The organism is Polaromonas sp., from assembly GCF_043778355.1.
Taxonomy (GTDB): domain Bacteria; phylum Pseudomonadota; class Gammaproteobacteria; order Burkholderiales; family Burkholderiaceae_C; genus Polaromonas.
The window spans coordinates 82,137-96,938 of the sequence record NZ_JAYWHI010000031.1 but is presented as its reverse complement, the minus strand read 5'-3'; the positions used below and the strand labels follow the sequence as shown (position 1 = coordinate 96,938).

The window sequence follows — 14,802 nt, the reverse complement described above, 5'->3', positions numbered from 1 at the left end:
CCATGACCTTGCAGCCTGTCCTTCTCAGCGTCAACGGCGTGTTGCGGGACATGACTGTGTCACAACAGACCAGCCTGCTGACCGTGCTGCGCAACGACCTGTGCCTGAACAGCCCCAAGTACGGCTGCGGCCTCGGTGAATGCGGGGCCTGCACCGTGCTGGTCGATGGTGTGGCGGCGAGGTCCTGCGTGATCCCGGCGGTCCACGCTGGCGGCCGGGTCATCACCACGCTCGAAGGGCTGGGTGGGGCGGACCGCCTGCATCCGGTGCAGCAGGCTTTCATCGACGAACAGGCGGCGCAATGTGGCTACTGCATGAGCGGCATGATGGTGATGACGGCAGCGCTGCTGGCGCGAAATCCTGATCCAACGGATGAAGAAATACGGCGCGAGCTGTCCGGCAACCTCTGCCGCTGCGGCACCCATCTGGAAATCCTCAAGGCGGTCCGGCGCGCCGCCGAATTGATGCGCAGCGCAGGCGGCGCTGACGCATGACGCGCCGTGCCGTTACGTCGCTGACACGCGCCGGGTTTCACGCGGCGTCCGGCGTGCTGCTGGTCACGCGTGCGCCACCACCAGCCCCGCCGGCGGCGCCTGGGCAACCGCCGCTGGTTACCGCCAACCCGCGCGAAGGCGTGGAGATTCTGCTCGCGGTCTGGGATGACGGTAGGGTGACGGCCCTGAACGGCCATGTCGATCTGGGCACCGGCATACGCACGGCCCTTAGCCAGATCGTGGCGGAAGAACTCGACGTGGCGCTCCATCAAGTCCACATGGTGCTGGGCGACACGGCCAGTGTGCCGAACCAGGGCGCCACGATAGCCAGCACCTCGATACAGATTCATTCGGCGCCGCTGCGCGCCGCCGCAGCGCAGGCGCGTGCCTGGCTGCTGGCCCGTGCCGCCGCAGAGTTGGCGGCTGACCTCACCACCCTGGGTGTACGCGAAGGCGTGATCAGCGATAACGCTGGCCGGTCGCTGGCCTATGGCGCGCTGCTCAGCGGCCAGCATGTCGAGTTGACATTGGCTCCGGACACCTTACTCAAGGCGCCCGAAGACTATCGCATCGTCGGCACCGCCCAGCTGCGTGTCGACATTCCCGCCAAGGCCACCGGTGCGCTGACTTTTGTGCATGACATGCGGGTGCCCGGCATGCTGCATGGCCGTGTGGTGCGACCGCCTTATGCCGGCGCGGACCATGGCGACTTCATCGGCAACACCTTGCAGGCGGTCGATGAATCGTCGATCGCGCATATTCCTGGTATCCGCGCGGTGGTGGTGATCCGCGATTTTGTCGGCATCGTTGCCGAACGCGAGGAATTTGCCGAGCAGGCCCTGCGCGACCTCAAGGTGGCCTGGAAAGCCTGGCCGGGTTTGCAGAAGCTCGACGACCTCGAACAGGCGATCAAGAGCAACCCGTCCACCCAGCGAAGGCTGGTTGATGAAGGCGATGTGGACGCGGCGATTGCCGGCGCCGCGCAGGCCTTGGCGCGCAACTATGTCTGGCCCTACCAGATGCATGGCTCCATCGGCCCGTCCTGTGCGCTGGCCGACTGGCAAGAAGGGCCCCCACGCTCCCCCACTGCGTGTGAGTCGCTGCCCCCCGAGGGGGCTGGCCTTGCTCGGGGCGGCCCTTCGCGGCGGCCTGTGCCCCCACACTCCCCCACCGAGGGTGGGTCGCTGCCCCCCGAGGGGGCCGCATCCCGCCTTGGGAACGGCCCGGCGGCGGGACCTCACCTCACGGTCTGGGCCGGCACGCAAAACCCGCATGTGCTGCGCGCCGATCTGTCGCGCCTGATGGGCCTGGCCGACGTAGCCATCGACGTCGTCCGCATGGAAGCGGCGGGTTGTTATGGCCGCAATTGCGCCGACGACGTGGCCGCTGACGCCGCCCTGCTGTCGCGCGCCGTTGGTGCGCCGGTGCGGGTGCAGCTCACGCGCGAGCAGGAGCACGCCTGGGAGCCCAAGGGCGCGGCGCAACTGATGCAGGTGCGCGGCGGCCTCAATGCCGACGGTTCGGTCGCCGCCTATGACTTCCAGACCTCCTACCCCTCCAACGGTTCGCCAACGCTGGCGTTGCTGCTGACCCGCACCATCGAACCGGTCGCGCAGGCCTACGAGATGGGTGACCGCAGCGCGCGGCCGCCCTACGATTACGACAACCTGCGTGTCAGCGTCAACGACATGGCGCCCATGCTGCGCGCGTCCTGGCTGCGCGGTGTCTCGGCCCTGCCCAATTCCTTCGCGCACGAGTCCTACATCGACGAACTCGCGACCGCCGCCGGTGTCGATCCGGTTGAGTTCCGCCTGCGTTACCTCAGCGAGCCGCGTGCCGCCGAGCTGGTGCGCGCGACCGCCGAGCGCGCCGGCTGGAAGGCACACACCCAGCCGCAACAGACGCCGGATCGTGACGCGGCTGGGGAGGGCGCATCGGACATCGTGACAGGCCAGGGCGTGGCCTACGCGCGTTATGTGCACAGCAAGTGGCCGGGTTTTGGCGCCGCCTGGGCCGCCTGGGTCGCCGACGTGGAAGTCAATCGTAAAACTGGCGAAGTCCATGTGCGGCGCGTCGTGGTCGGTCACGACGCCGGCACGCTGATCAACCCGGCCGGTGTGCAGCATCAGATCCACGGCAACGTGGTGCAAACCACCAGCCGTGCGCTGACCGAGCAGGTGGCGTTGAATCCGGTGAACAACACGGTCGCTGCGCTTGAATGGGGCGCTTACCCTATCCTCAATTTCCGCGATGTGCCTGTGATCGAGGTGGTGACCATGGCGCGGCCGGGCGAGCCGCCTTTGGGCGCTGGCGAGTCGGCCTCGGTGCCTGGCACGGCAGCGATTGCGAATGCGATTTTTGATGCAACCGGTGTGCGTTTCCGCCAGCCGCCGTTCACGCCCGAAGTGATTCGCGCGGCGCTGAACCCGGCGCCGGACGGCGAGACAGCGCGTCTGCAGTCGACGCCTGAACCCATCGACAACCCACTACCCACAACGGCAGTCTGGCCACGCAAGCGCAAAGCCTGGGTGCGCGGTGGCGCCGTCCTCGCCAGCGTGTTTGGCATCGCGACCGCGCTGCTGGGCTGGCGTCCGGCCATCGCGCCGGTGGCCGCCAGCAGCGGGGCCATCTACACCGCTGCCACCATCGAGCGCGGCCGCCAGCTCGCCGCTGCGGGTGATTGCGTGGTTTGCCACACCGCCCCCGGCGGTGTGCCCAATACGGGTGGTCTGGCCATGGACACGCCCTTCGGCAAGGTAGTGACCACCAACATCACCCCCGATGCCCAGACCGGTATCGGCCTCTGGTCCTTCAGTGCTTTCCAGCGCGCCATGCGCGAAGGCATCTCGCGCGACGGCCACCATCTGTACCCGGCCTTTCCCTACACAGCCTTTGCCAAAACCAGTGACGAGGACCTGACCGCGCTGTATGCCTACCTTATGGCGCAGCCAGCGGTGCGTTCAGAAGTTCCGGCCACACAGTTGGCCTTTCCGTTCAGCGTGCGGCCATTGATGGCCGGCTGGAACGCACTCTTTCACGATGCCGCGCCCTACCAGCCGGATGTCACGCAAACCGTCGAATGGAACCGCGGCGCCTACCTGGTCAACGGCCTGGGCCACTGCGGCGCCTGCCACACGCCGCGCAATGCCGTCGGCGCCGAACGTGGCGGCAAGGCCTTTTTAAGCGGTGCGATGGTCGATGGCTGGGAAGCGCCGGCGCTGACCGCGCTGTCGCGTGCGCCGGTGCCCTGGACCCGCGAACAGCTCTACAGCTACCTGCGTACCGGCCATTCGCCACAACACGGCATCGCCGCCGGACCGATGGCGCCGGTGGTGAAGGAGTTGGCTGCTTTGCCCGACGCCGACATCCGCGCCATGGCGACCTACCTGGCCTCGTACAACCAGCCGCTGACCGAACCTTACAGTGCCTTGCGCGCCAGCCAGGCGGTACTCGCTGCGCAGCAAACCACCCTGGCCCTGCCGGGCCCCGGCCAGCGCCTGTTTACCGGCGCCTGCGCCTCCTGCCACCACGACGGCGAAGGCCCGACGCTGCTGGGCGCCAATGTGCCGCTGGCGCTTAACAGCAAGCTACACAGTGCGCGGCCCGACAACCTGGTGCGGGTGATTCTGGACGGCATCCGCGAGCCAGTGTCGGCACAGGTGGGGTTCATGCCGGCGTTTCGCCACAGCCTCAGTGATGCGCAAATCGCCGAGTTGGCGGCCTACATGCGCAGCCGGTATGCGCCGGGGCGTGCGGCCTGGGACGCGCTGCCGGCTGCGGTGGCTCGCCTGCGCCAGGACGCTACTAAATAAATAGCGTATTACCCATGTGGGACATGGGCTAGAGGTGCATTTGGCTTGACTTCGGGCCGCTGCAGCGGATCAGGCCGCGGCTGCCGCACCCAGCCACTGCGCCAGCACTTCGTCGGTGTGTTCACCCAGCAGTGGCGGCGGGCGCTGGTAGGCCACCGGCGAGCCGGACAGGCGGATCGGATTTGCCACCAGCGGCACGCTGCCCGCCAGCGCGTGCGGCAGGTCGATCTTCAGGCCGCGTGCAATCACCTGCGGGTCCGCAAACACTTTGTCGATGCGATTGATCGGGCCGCAGGGGACACCGGCGGCCTCCAGCGCCGCAATCCAGTCAGCGGAGGTTCGCATCACTGTCGCCTGGCGCAGCAAAGGCACCAGCACCGCACGGTTCGATACACGCTGGGCGTTGCTTGCAAAACGCGCATCGCTTGACCATTCCGGGTGGCCAGCTACAGCGCAGAATTTCGCGAACTGGCCGTCGTTGCCAACCGCCAGGATGATGTCGCCGTCAGCCGTCGGAAAAGCCTGGTAGGGCACGATGTTCGGATGCGCATTGCCCATGCGGCGCGGCACCAGTCCGCCTGCCAGGTAGTTAGAGGCCTGATTCGCCAGACAGGCGATCTGCACGTCGAGCAGCGCAAGATCGATGTGTTGTCCCAGACCTGACTTTTCACGTTCGGCCAGCGCCGCCTGCACCGCAATCGTCGCGTAGAGGCCGGTCATGATGTCGGTCAGCGCGACGCCGACCTTTTGCGGTCCGGCGCCGGGTTCACCGTCGGGCTGGCCGGTCACACTCATGAGCCCGCCCATGCCCTGGATCAAAAAGTCGTAACCGGCGCGCGCCGCATAGGGCCCGGTCTGGCCGAAGCCGGTGATCGAGCAATACACCAGGCGCGGGTTCGCTTGTTTCAGGCTCGCGTAGTCCAGACCGTAACGCTTGAGCCCGCCAACCTTGAAGTTCTCCAGAACAACGTCTGCTTGTTGCGCCAGTGCGCGTATCTGCGTCTGGCCTTCGGCTGTGCCCATGTCGATGGCAACCGAGCGTTTGTTGCGGTTGGCGCAGAGGAAATAGGTCGCCTCGCTGGTGTCGCGGCCGGAGGCGTCCTTCAAATAGGGCGGGCCCCAGGCGCGGGTGTCGTCGCCGGTGTCGGGTTTTTCGACCTTGACCACGTCGGCGCCCAAATCCGCCAGCAACTGGCCGGCCCAGGGACCGGCGAGCACGCGCGACAGATCGAGCACCCGCACGCCGGTCAGCGGCGGCGGGCGCACGTCAGTGCTACTCATGGCTTCAGGAGAAGGCCGAGATGCCTGTGATGCCGCGGCCCAGGATCAGCGCGTGCACGTCGTGCGTACCTTCGTAGGTGTTGACGACTTCCAGGTTGACCAGGTGCCGTGCCACGCCAAACTCGTCGCTGATACCGTTGCCGCCCAGCATGTCACGCGCCATGCGTGCAATGTCGAGCGCCTTGCCGCAGGAGTTGCGTTTCATGATCGAAGTGATTTCGACCGCTGCCGTGCCTTCGTCCTTCATGCGACCCAGGCGCAGGCAGCCCTGCAGGCCCAGCGCGATTTCGGTCTGCATGTCGGCGAGTTTTTTCTGGATCAACTGGTTGGCGGCCAGCGGGCGGCCGAACTGCTTGCGGTCCATGGTGTACTGGCGTGCCTTGTCGAAGCAGTCTTCGGCGGCGCCCAGCGCGCCCCAGGCGATGCCGTAACGGGCCGAGTTCAGGCAGGTGAACGGGCCTTTGAGACCGCGCACTTCGGGAAAGGCGTTTTCTTCGGGGCAGAACACCCCGTCCATGACAATTTCGCCGGTCACCGAGGCGCGCAGGCCGACCTTGCTGTGAATGGCTGGCGTGCTCAGGCCCTTGCTGCCCTTGTCGAGCACAAAGCCGCGGATCGCGCCTTCGTCGTCCTTGGCCCAGACCACAAACACGTCAGCGATCGGGCTGTTGGTGATCCACATCTTGTTGCCGGTCAGCGAATAACCGCCGGCGACCTTGCGCGCGCGCGTCAGCATGCCGGCCGGGTCGGAGCCGTGATTCGGCTCGGTCAGACCGAAGCAGCCAATCCATTCGCCGCTGGCAAGTTTCGGCAGGTATTTTTGCTTGGTCGCTTCGTTGCCGAATTCGTTGATCGGCACCATCACCAGCGAGGACTGCACACTCATCATGGAGCGGTAGCCGGAGTCGACCCGTTCGACCTCGCGCGCCACCAGCCCGTAACAGACGTAGTTCAGGCCGGCGCCGCCGTAGGCTTCGGGAATCGTTGCGCCCAGCAGGCCGAGCTCACCCATTTCGCGAAAAATCGCGGTGTCGGTTTTTTCATGGCGGAAGGCTTCGAGCACACGCGGCGCCAGTTTGTCCTGGCAGTAGGCGGCAGCCGATTCACGCACCATGCGTTCGTCGTCGCTCAGTTGCTGGTCCAGCAGCAGCGGGTCGGCCCAGTGAAAGCTGGCTTTTTTGGTGGAAGTGCTCATGAAGGTCTCCAAAGGTGGGGGTAGGGGCTCTGTGTGCGAAAATCGCAACTCGGGCGGGCAATTATTTTTGCGGCAGCCCTGAGCATACGTTGTGCAGGTCGTCTGCGCAAACCATGATTTGTCACAGATCTGTGCTTAAAACGAATTCCGAAACCTGACACCAGGAGATGCCATGCGTCGCAACATCCCTTCTACCACGGCATTGGCCTTGTTTGAATCCGCCGCGCGCCATCAGAGCTTCACCCAGGCCGCTGAGGAGCATTCGGTGACGCAAAGCGCGGTCTGCCGGCAAATCGCGGGTCTGGAGGACTTTCTCAGCGTCAAGCTGTTCCGGCGTACCAAACGCGGCGTGTTGCTGACCGAGGCCGGTGCCAGTTATGCGCGCAATGTGCGCTCCCGGCTCGACGATGTGGAGCGCGACACGCTGGACATGATGGCGCGTGGCGGCGCCGGCGGTGCGCTGGAACTTGGTGTAGTGCCGACTTTTGCTGCGCGCTGGCTGGTACCGCGGCTGGCGCGTTTTCACCAAGGGCATCCCGACATCACGGTGCATCTGTCTTCGCGCACCCGGCCGTTTTTGTTTGCCGATACCGCGCTCGATGCGGCCATTTGCGCGGTGGAGGCCGGCTGGCCCGGCACCGAGTCCTGCTTCCTGATGGACGAAAGCATCGTCGCCGTCGGCAGCCCGGCGCTGGTCAAACCAAAGCGCTCGCTGAAGGCTGGCGACCTGAACGGCGTGCCCTTGCTGCAGATGAGTACCCGGCCTTATGCCTGGCGCCAGTGGTTCACCTCGCTGGGGCTGACGGTCGAGGGCGACCTGGCCGGCGCGCGCATGGAGCTGTTTTCCATCACCACCGAAGCGGCGATCCATGGCCAGGGGCTGGCGCTGATTCCGCGTTTTCTGATCGAGGACGATTTGAAGCAGGGCCGGCTGGTCGAACTTGTGAAACATGAATTCGTCAGTGACCGCCGTTATTACTTCATTTATCCAGAGCAGAAGTCGGACAACACCGCGCTTGCGCTGTTTCGCGCCTGGCTGGAAGAAGAAGCGCTGCGGTACCGAAGCGCTGCGCCTGCCGGTTAAGAGGCGTTCAGCGGGGTGTGGCCATGCGGCCCTGCTCACGCCGGTTCTGCGCCTGTTCACGCAGCGCGCGCTGGCCCGGTGATTCGCTTTCCTGGCGGATGCGCTGGTCGTCCTGGCGGATCTGGTCGCGTTGCTGGCGCCATTGTTCGCGCTGCAATTGCTGCTGGTCGCGCCAGACACGCTCCTGGTCGCTGAGACCGGGCGGAGGAGGCGCCCATGTGCCGTTGCGCTGGGCCTGCTCACGCAGCGCGCGCTGGCCCAGCGACTCCTGGCTCTGGCTCAATTGGGTGTCTTGCAGGCGCGTCAGCTCAAGCTGGCGGCGCTGTTGTTCGCGCTGCAGTTGCCATTGCTCCCATTGCAAACGCTCCGTATGCTGATCCAGTGGCTGGGCGTTGCCGCGCCAGATCTCGGTGCGGGTGGTGACTGTTGGAAACTGGGCGTAGGCCGGCAGCATCACGCCTGCCGACAGGCCGGCGAGCAGCAGTGTGACAAAAGTGGGGCGATTGATGTTCGGGACGGGGTGCATGGCTGTTCTCCATCTGGCGCGCGGCAACGCACGATGCCTTACTGTACGCAAAGCGGAAGACATTGGCTGCAGGTCGATTTCCCTCCAGAAACCACCTCTGCGTCGGGTTTTAAGCATCAAATCGGACCCCAGCCCATAGCCAGCAAGCGCAAGCAGCTATTAAAAACATAGCAAATTGATGCCTCTGCCAATATGCGACGATTGCACCATGCAAGATTTCTGGCCTTCCAGCGGTTTCACCCAGCTCCAGCGCAACCCGCGCGGCTGGTTGCAGCCCTCCGACGATTACCTGCGCCTGTTCCTGGGCCGCCCTGAGCTGGCCTTGCTGCCCGAGTCCTGCGCGGCCGAGCAGGCGCTGCATGCAGCCTTGCAGACCGCTCCGGCGCGGCCGGTGAGCGAGGCCGAATTGCAGGCCCTGCAGGACCCTGACGCACGTGAGAGTTACGGCCTGTTCCTGCGTTTTCGCGATGGGCTGCTGGACGCCGGCACCCTGGAGGCCTATTACCTGGGCCTGTTCCGCGCTGGCAGCATCAGCATCCCGCCGCTGTTTCTTGACCTGCTCGCGCAGGCCATCGTCCGCAACCTGCTCGACGACGTGACCGATGCCTATGAAGTGCGTGCTGCCGAGATGTTGTTTCGGCCGCAGCGCATCTCCACCGAGGACGGGCAGGTGCTGGCGGGCGACCGCGACCGGCTCGACATGCTCAAGGACCACGGCGGACTCGGCGACTTCGGGCGCTTCCTCGCGGAAGCCAAGGCGCCGCTGCGCAGCATCGAGATGCAGGTGCTGTCAGACAGCAACGCCCCCGATTACTGGGCCAACAGCGAGCGCCACAGCTTCCTGCTGGATCTGACGCACGAAATCAACAACGACCTGAGCCACGGCCTGGTGTTCACCCTGACACGCGCGCGCTCCGGTCTGAAGGCGCTGGCCCGTGTGCTGGAGAAATGGGTGCAGCATTTCCTCGGCGTGGCTGTCACCATCCGGCCGCTGCAAAAAGTGGATGACGAGGCCTGGCGCTGGCATGTGGGTCTGGACATTGATGCGACCGCGCTGCTCAATGATTTGTACGAAGGCAGCGACGTCGCGCCCGAACGTATGCAGCGCCTGGTCAGCCTGTTCCGGCTGGATTTCGCCGATCCGCAGGAGATGCGCGCCGACGTGGCCGGCAAACCGGTCTACCTGGGCCTGATGATGAATGCCGACCGGGTGCTTCGGGTCAAGCCGCAGAACCTGCTGGTCAATCTGCCGCTGCGCGCGCCGGTGTGAGTGCCATGAAAACCGTGCGATGGCCTTGCGGTGAGTCGCTCCTCCGCGCTGGGCGTCGCGGCCGCAGATCTTTTGCTGGATACGGCGCAACGGACTGATCTCGACCTGCTGCTCCCGCCTCGATTGGGGCCCTCTGCGCTGGAAATGATCTGAATTTCCGGGCAGACCCATGGGCCGAATCAAGCCCTGGCCCAGGAGCCCTCCCGGTGGCTTAAAATACCGGGTTCTGCCATTTTTCCAACCCGGAGCCCTCCATGCCCAAAAAAATCCGCGTCGAAGCCGACATCTGCGCCCCCAAACCCGTTCCCGCACCTGGCATGACCCGCACCGCTGGCCGTGGCCAGAAGGTCAGCCTGGAGCGTGGCACCTGGACCCGCAGCAAAAAGAACCCTGGCAAGCGCCCGCACAAAGGCGGTTAAGCCCTCAGGCGCCCACTTCCATCGTGACTGACTGATGGGGGTGTCTTTGCAGCAAGCCCCGTCCTGCGGGGCTTTTTGCTGCGCGTCAGACGGACCCGCCTGACACATGGCGGTCTACATCTTCGTCCTGCTCGCCGGTTTTGCCGCCGGCTGCCTCAGCGGCATCATTGGCGCTGGTTCCTCCATCATGTTGTTGCCGGTGCTTGTCCACAGCTTTGGGCCGAAGCAGGCTGTGCCCATCATGGCGATAGCTGCGCTGATGGCCAACCTGGCGCGGGTGCTGGCCTGGTGGCGCGAGGTGGACTGGAAAGCGGTGGCTGCCTACGCCGTCACCGGCGTGCCGGCAGCGGCCCTGGGTGCCCGCACCTTGCTGGCCCTGCCACCGCGCCTCATTGAAGTTTCGCTGGGCGTGTTTTTTCTGGCCATGATTCCCGTCCGCCACCTGTTGATGCGCCTGCAATGGAAGGCCAGGCTGTGGCATCTGGCGACTGCCGGCGCAGTGATCGGGTTTCTCACCGGCGTCGTGTTGTCCACCGGCCCGCTCAGTGTTCCGGTGTTCCTGGCCTATGGTTTGGTCAAGGGCGCTTTCCTGGCGACGGAAGCTGCCAGTTCGCTGTTCATCTACATCAGCAAAGCGCTGACCTTCCGCGAGTTTGGCGCGCTGCCGGTCGACGTGCTGCTGCAAGGGCTGATCGTTGGCGCCTCGCTGATGGCAGGCACCTTTGCGGGCAAGGCGCTGGTGCTGCGCATGAGTGCTGCGGCACATGGGTATGTGCTGGATGGTTTGTTGTTGTGTTCGGGGGTGGCTTTGTTGTGGACGGCTCTGAATTGAATGTTGGATTGGACTTGTCATCCCGGACTTGATTCGGGATCCATGTTGGACAACTCGTGCAGTTGGATAGGCCAGCAAGCCGGGTCTCGCCCCGGCGGGCGACTCACTTTCTCTTGCTTCGCCAAGAGAAAGTAAGCAAAGAGAAGGCGACCCGATGGTCTGGGTCCCCTGCGCTGCGCTTCGGGGCAACCTGCGGTGCTCGCCGAAACCGGGGCCGGGCTCGAACTCGCTGCACTCAGACAATCGCCCGTCCTGATCCGTTTTCGGCTGCGCTCCTCGGCCCAGCCCGACGGGTGGCAGAGAAGGCTGAATACCAATACCAAATCCGGAGTGCAGGAAGCGCGAAGCGCTTTAAGCACGGGAATCCCAACAGACCGTCATGTCTGCACGTGAGCGCCGCACACGCGGCCAAATGAGGCTCCCTTCTCTCGCCCAGCGGGGCGAGGGAAGGGCGGGGGGATGGGAGTGGGGAGTTGAAACTGCTGCTCGTAGCAAGCCACAGCAGCAGCGTGACGCTGGATTTTTGGTAAAAAGTGCTTCTGACCGATATGCAACAAGCGCCACCAGCTATCAAATAAATAGCAACTCTACATATTCCGCCGGTATTGCCCACCCACTTCGAACAGGGCATTGGTGATCTGCCCCAGTGAGCAGACACGCACCGCGTCCATCAGCACTTCAAACACATTGGCGTTTTCAATCACCGCCTGCTGCAAGCGCTTGAGCATCGCCGGGGATTCGGCGGCGTGTTGGGCACGGAAGTCATTCAGGCGCTGGAGCTGATTTTGCTTTTCCTCGTCGGTGGAGCGGGCCAGTTCCAGCTTGTCCTGCACCGCGTCGCCGTGCGGATTGCGAAAGGTGTTGACGCCGATGATGGGCAGTTCGCCGGTGTGTTTGAGCATCTCGTAATGCATGGACTCGTCCTGGATGCGGCCGCGCTGGTAGCCGGTTTCCATGGCGCCCAGCACGCCGCCGCGTTCGGCAATACGTTCGAACTCCAGCAGCACGGCTTCTTCGAGCAATTCAGTCAGTTCCTCGATGATGAAAGCGCCCTGTGAGGGGTTCTCGTTTTTTGCAAGGCCCCACTCGCGGTTGATGATGAGCTGTATTGCCATCGCGCGGCGCACCGATTCTTCGGTCGGCGTGGTGATGGCTTCGTCAAAGGCGTTGGTATGCAGGCTGTTGCAGTTGTCGTAAATCGCGATCAGCGCCTGCAGGGTGGTGCGGATGTCGTTGAACTGGATTTCCTGCGCATGCAGGCTGCGGCCCGAGGTCTGGATGTGGTACTTGAGCTTCTGGCTGCGTTCGTTCGCGCCGTATTTTTCCTTCATGGCGACGGCCCAGATACGGCGCGCGACGCGGCCCATCACGGTGTATTCCGGGTCCATGCCGTTGCTGAAGAAAAAACTCAAATTCGGCGCGAAGTCGTCGATGTGCATGCCACGCGCGAGGTAGGCTTCGACAAAGGTGAAACCGTTGGACAGCGTGAAAGCCAGCTGGCTGATCGGATTGGCGCCGGCTTCGGCAATGTGATAACCGCTGATGGAGACGCTGTAGAAGTTGCGCACCCGGTTGTGCACAAAATACTGCGCAATGTCCCCCATCACCTTGAGGCTGAATTCGGTCGAAAAAATACAGGTGTTCTGGCCCTGGTCTTCTTTCAGGATGTCCGCCTGCACGGTACCGCGCACGTTTTCCTGCACCCACTCGCGGATTTTTTCGGTCTCGGTCGGCGTCGGGTCCCGGCCATTGTCCTTCTTGAACTTGTCGAGATTCTGGTCGATGGCGGTGTTCATGAACATCGCGAGGATGCTGGGCGCCGGCCCGTTGATGGTCATGGACACGGAGGTCGACGGGTTGCACAAATCAAAACCGTCGTACAGCACCTTCATGTCGTCCAGCGTGGCAATCGATACGCCGGAGTTGCCGACCTTGCCGTAGATGTCGGGCCGCAGGGCCGGGTCGTTGCCATACAGCGTGACCGAGTCGAACGCGGTGGACAGGCGCTTGGCGGCCATGCCTTCGGACAGCAGCTTGAAACGTGTGTTGGTCCGGAAGGCGTCGCCCTCGCCGGCAAACATGCGGGTCGGGTCCTCGCCCTCGCGCTTGAAGGCGAAGGTGCCGGCGGTGTAGGGGTAGCTGCCCGGCACGTTGTCGAGCATCAGCCACTTGAGGATTTCGCCGTGGTCCTCGTACTGCGGCAGCGCCACCTTGCGGATGGTGGTGCCCGACAGTGATTTGGTGGTCAGTGCCGTGCGGATTTCCCTGTCGCGAATTTTGACGACGTATTCATCGCCGGCATAGGCGGCCTGCATGTCGGGCCACTGGGCCAGCAGGGCACGCGCGTCGCCATCCATGCGCGCCTTGCGGTGACCGGCCAGGTCCAGCGCGGCTTCGGCGGCGGGGGCGCGGCCAGGTTTGTCGATCTTGAGCATGGCAGCAGCGGCCTTGAGCTGTTGCACTTCACGCGCGAGCTGTGCCTGGGCGCGGGCGCGCTTCTTGTACCCGCGCACCGTGTCGCTGATTTCGGCCAGGTAACGCGTGCGCGCCGCAGGCACCACCGGTGTCTGGTTAGTGCTGTGGCGCACCTCGGCCATCGGCAGGGTGCCTGCGGACAGCGTCAGGCCCAGCCCGGCGAGACGCGGTTTCAGCGCCTGGTAGAGCGCGGTGACGCCGTCATCGTTGAAGCGCGCCGCCATGGTACCGAACACCGGCATCTGGTCGGCTGGCGTGGTCCAGGCCTCCTTGTTGCGCTGCACCTGCTTGGCCACATCGCGCAGGGCGTCGAGCGAGCCCTTGCGGTCGAACTTGTTGATCGCGATGAACTCGGCAAAGTCCAGCATGTCGATTTTTTCAAGCTGGCTGGCCGCGCCGAACTCGGGCGTCATCACGTACAGCGGCACGTCCACATGCGGCACGATGGCCGCGTCGCCTTGGCCGATGCCCGAGGTCTCGACCACAATCAGGTCGAAGCCCGCGACCTTGCAGGCAGCGATCACGTCGGGCAGTGCCTTGCTGATTTCGGAGCCGAAGTCGCGCGTGGCCAGAGATCGCATAAACACCCGTTGTCCGCCAGCCCACGGATTGATGGCGTTCATGCGGATGCGGTCGCCGAGCAGCGCGCCGCCGCTCTTGCGCCGCGAGGGATCGATGCTGATGATGGCCACGCGCAACTGGTCGTTCTGGTCCAGCCGCAGGCGTCGGATCAGCTCGTCGGTCAGCGAGGACTTGCCGGCGCCGCCGGTGCCGGTGATGCCAAGCACCGGTATCTTTTTATCCAGGGCCTGTATTCCCAAGGTTTGCACCAGGCTCGTATCTGCCTGGCCGTTTTCCAGAGCAGTGATGAGCTGGGCCAGCGCCCGCCAGGCCATTTCGCCATGGCCCTGGATGGCCTGGATGTCCGCCGGCGCAAAGCCGGTCAGGTCCTTGTCGCAGCGCATCACCATCTCGCCGATCATGCCTGCCAGGCCCATTTTCTGGCCGTCTTCGGGGCTGTAGATGCGCGTCACGCCGTAGGCCTGCAGTTCGCGAATTTCCGGCGGCACAATCACGCCGCCGCCACCGCCAAAGACCTGGATGTGTTCGCCGCCGCGGCTTTTGAGCAGGTCCACCATGTACTTGAAGTACTCTACATGGCCGCCCTGGTAGGAACTGATGGCAATGCCCTGCGCGTCTTCCTGTAGCGCGGCGGTCACGACCTCGTCAACACTGCGGTTGTGCCCCAGGTGAATCACCTCGGCGCCCATGCCCTGCAAGATGCGCCGCATGATGTTGATGGCAGCGTCATGCCCGTCAAACAGCGATGCGGCGGTGACAAAACGCACTTTGTGCGTGGGACGGTAGCTGGCGAGGGCTTTGTATTCGGCGGACAGATCGGTCATGGTGCTCT

The 14,802-nt window shown here is 64.4% G+C and carries 10 protein-coding genes; 6 read left to right on the top strand and 4 right to left on the bottom strand.

The genetic code is table 11. The features are described from left to right. The first annotated feature begins 2 nt into the window (after positions 1-2). Positions 3-494 (top strand): (2Fe-2S)-binding protein, encoded by a 492-nt coding sequence (locus tag ACH2CW_RS05270; RefSeq protein ID WP_395055807.1) that lies wholly within the window; start codon positions 3-5, stop codon positions 492-494. Then, a complete protein-coding gene (locus tag ACH2CW_RS05265) occupies positions 491-4,306 on the top strand; it encodes a molybdopterin cofactor-binding domain-containing protein (RefSeq protein ID WP_395055805.1) in 3,816 nt (1,271 codons plus the stop codon). The genes ACH2CW_RS05270 and ACH2CW_RS05265 overlap by 4 nt, the downstream gene beginning before the upstream one ends. A 69-nt stretch (positions 4,307-4,375) precedes the next feature. Here the strand turns inward: ACH2CW_RS05265 and ACH2CW_RS05260 are convergent, their stop codons facing one another. Both ACH2CW_RS05260 and ACH2CW_RS05255 read right to left on the bottom strand, forming a co-directional pair. Further along, complete coding sequence (locus ACH2CW_RS05260; RefSeq protein ID WP_395055803.1) at positions 4,376-5,587, bottom strand: CaiB/BaiF CoA transferase family protein; 1,212 nt, start codon at positions 5,585-5,587, stop codon at positions 4,376-4,378. 4 nt (positions 5,588-5,591) lie between these two features. Then, positions 5,592-6,782, bottom strand: a complete 1,191-nt coding sequence (locus ACH2CW_RS05255) for an acyl-CoA dehydrogenase (RefSeq protein ID WP_395055801.1) — start codon at positions 6,780-6,782, stop codon at positions 5,592-5,594. Positions 6,783-6,954: 172 nt separating this feature from the next. Here ACH2CW_RS05255 and ACH2CW_RS05250 point away from each other — a divergent pair, with 172 nt between their 5' ends. Next, the gene (locus ACH2CW_RS05250; protein ID WP_395055799.1) at positions 6,955-7,866 is read left to right on the top strand and encodes a LysR substrate-binding domain-containing protein; all 912 of its coding nucleotides are present in this window, start codon (positions 6,955-6,957) and stop codon (positions 7,864-7,866) included. A 7-nt stretch (positions 7,867-7,873) separates the two neighbouring features. Here ACH2CW_RS05250 and ACH2CW_RS05245 read toward each other — a convergent pair whose 3' ends face one another. Beyond that, the gene (locus tag ACH2CW_RS05245; RefSeq protein ID WP_395055797.1) at positions 7,874-8,392 is read right to left on the bottom strand and encodes a hypothetical protein; all 519 of its coding nucleotides are present in this window, start codon (positions 8,390-8,392) and stop codon (positions 7,874-7,876) included. A 208-nt stretch (positions 8,393-8,600) separates the two neighbouring features. On the opposite strand from ACH2CW_RS05245, the gene ACH2CW_RS05240 reads away from it, so the two are divergent. The 3 genes from ACH2CW_RS05240 to ACH2CW_RS05230 all read left to right on the top strand — a co-directional run bounded on the left by ACH2CW_RS05240 (position 8,601) and on the right by ACH2CW_RS05230 (position 10,913). Next, positions 8,601-9,662: a DUF6352 family protein gene (locus ACH2CW_RS05240; RefSeq protein ID WP_395055795.1), complete on the top strand. Its 1,062-nt coding sequence runs from the start codon at positions 8,601-8,603 to the stop codon at positions 9,660-9,662. A gap of 254 nt (positions 9,663-9,916) precedes the next feature. Beyond that, positions 9,917-10,081 carry a hypothetical protein gene (locus ACH2CW_RS05235; protein WP_296920454.1) on the top strand — a complete coding sequence of 55 codons (165 nt, stop codon included), beginning with the start codon at positions 9,917-9,919 and terminating at the stop codon, positions 10,079-10,081. Positions 10,082-10,187: 106 nt separating this feature from the next. Then, the gene (locus ACH2CW_RS05230; RefSeq protein WP_395055793.1) at positions 10,188-10,913 is read left to right on the top strand and encodes a sulfite exporter TauE/SafE family protein; all 726 of its coding nucleotides are present in this window, start codon (positions 10,188-10,190) and stop codon (positions 10,911-10,913) included. A 587-nt stretch (positions 10,914-11,500) separates the two neighbouring features. On the opposite strand, the gene icmF is transcribed toward ACH2CW_RS05230, so the two are convergent. Continuing rightward, complete coding sequence (gene icmF / locus ACH2CW_RS05225; RefSeq protein ID WP_395055791.1) at positions 11,501-14,794, bottom strand: fused isobutyryl-CoA mutase/GTPase IcmF; 3,294 nt, start codon at positions 14,792-14,794, stop codon at positions 11,501-11,503. Between the last annotated feature and the right edge of the window lie 8 nt (positions 14,795-14,802).

Coding starts and splice junctions, on each gene's coding strand:
- ACH2CW_RS05270 (WP_395055807.1), top strand. CDS start 3: ATGACCTTGCAGCCTGTCCTTCTCAGCGTCAACGGCGTGTTGCGGGAC.
- ACH2CW_RS05250 (WP_395055799.1), top strand. CDS start 6,955: ATGCGTCGCAACATCCCTTCTACCACGGCATTGGCCTTGTTTGAATCC.
- ACH2CW_RS05260 (WP_395055803.1), bottom strand. CDS start 5,587: ATGAGTAGCACTGACGTGCGCCCGCCGCCGCTGACCGGCGTGCGGGTG.
- ACH2CW_RS05240 (WP_395055795.1), top strand. CDS start 8,601: ATGCAAGATTTCTGGCCTTCCAGCGGTTTCACCCAGCTCCAGCGCAAC.
- ACH2CW_RS05230 (WP_395055793.1), top strand. CDS start 10,188: ATGGCGGTCTACATCTTCGTCCTGCTCGCCGGTTTTGCCGCCGGCTGC.
- ACH2CW_RS05265 (WP_395055805.1), top strand. CDS start 491: ATGACGCGCCGTGCCGTTACGTCGCTGACACGCGCCGGGTTTCACGCG.
- ACH2CW_RS05255 (WP_395055801.1), bottom strand. CDS start 6,782: ATGAGCACTTCCACCAAAAAAGCCAGCTTTCACTGGGCCGACCCGCTG.
- ACH2CW_RS05245 (WP_395055797.1), bottom strand. CDS start 8,392: ATGCACCCCGTCCCGAACATCAATCGCCCCACTTTTGTCACACTGCTG.
- icmF (WP_395055791.1), bottom strand. CDS start 14,794: ATGACCGATCTGTCCGCCGAATACAAAGCCCTCGCCAGCTACCGTCCC.
- ACH2CW_RS05235 (WP_296920454.1), top strand. CDS start 9,917: ATGCCCAAAAAAATCCGCGTCGAAGCCGACATCTGCGCCCCCAAACCC.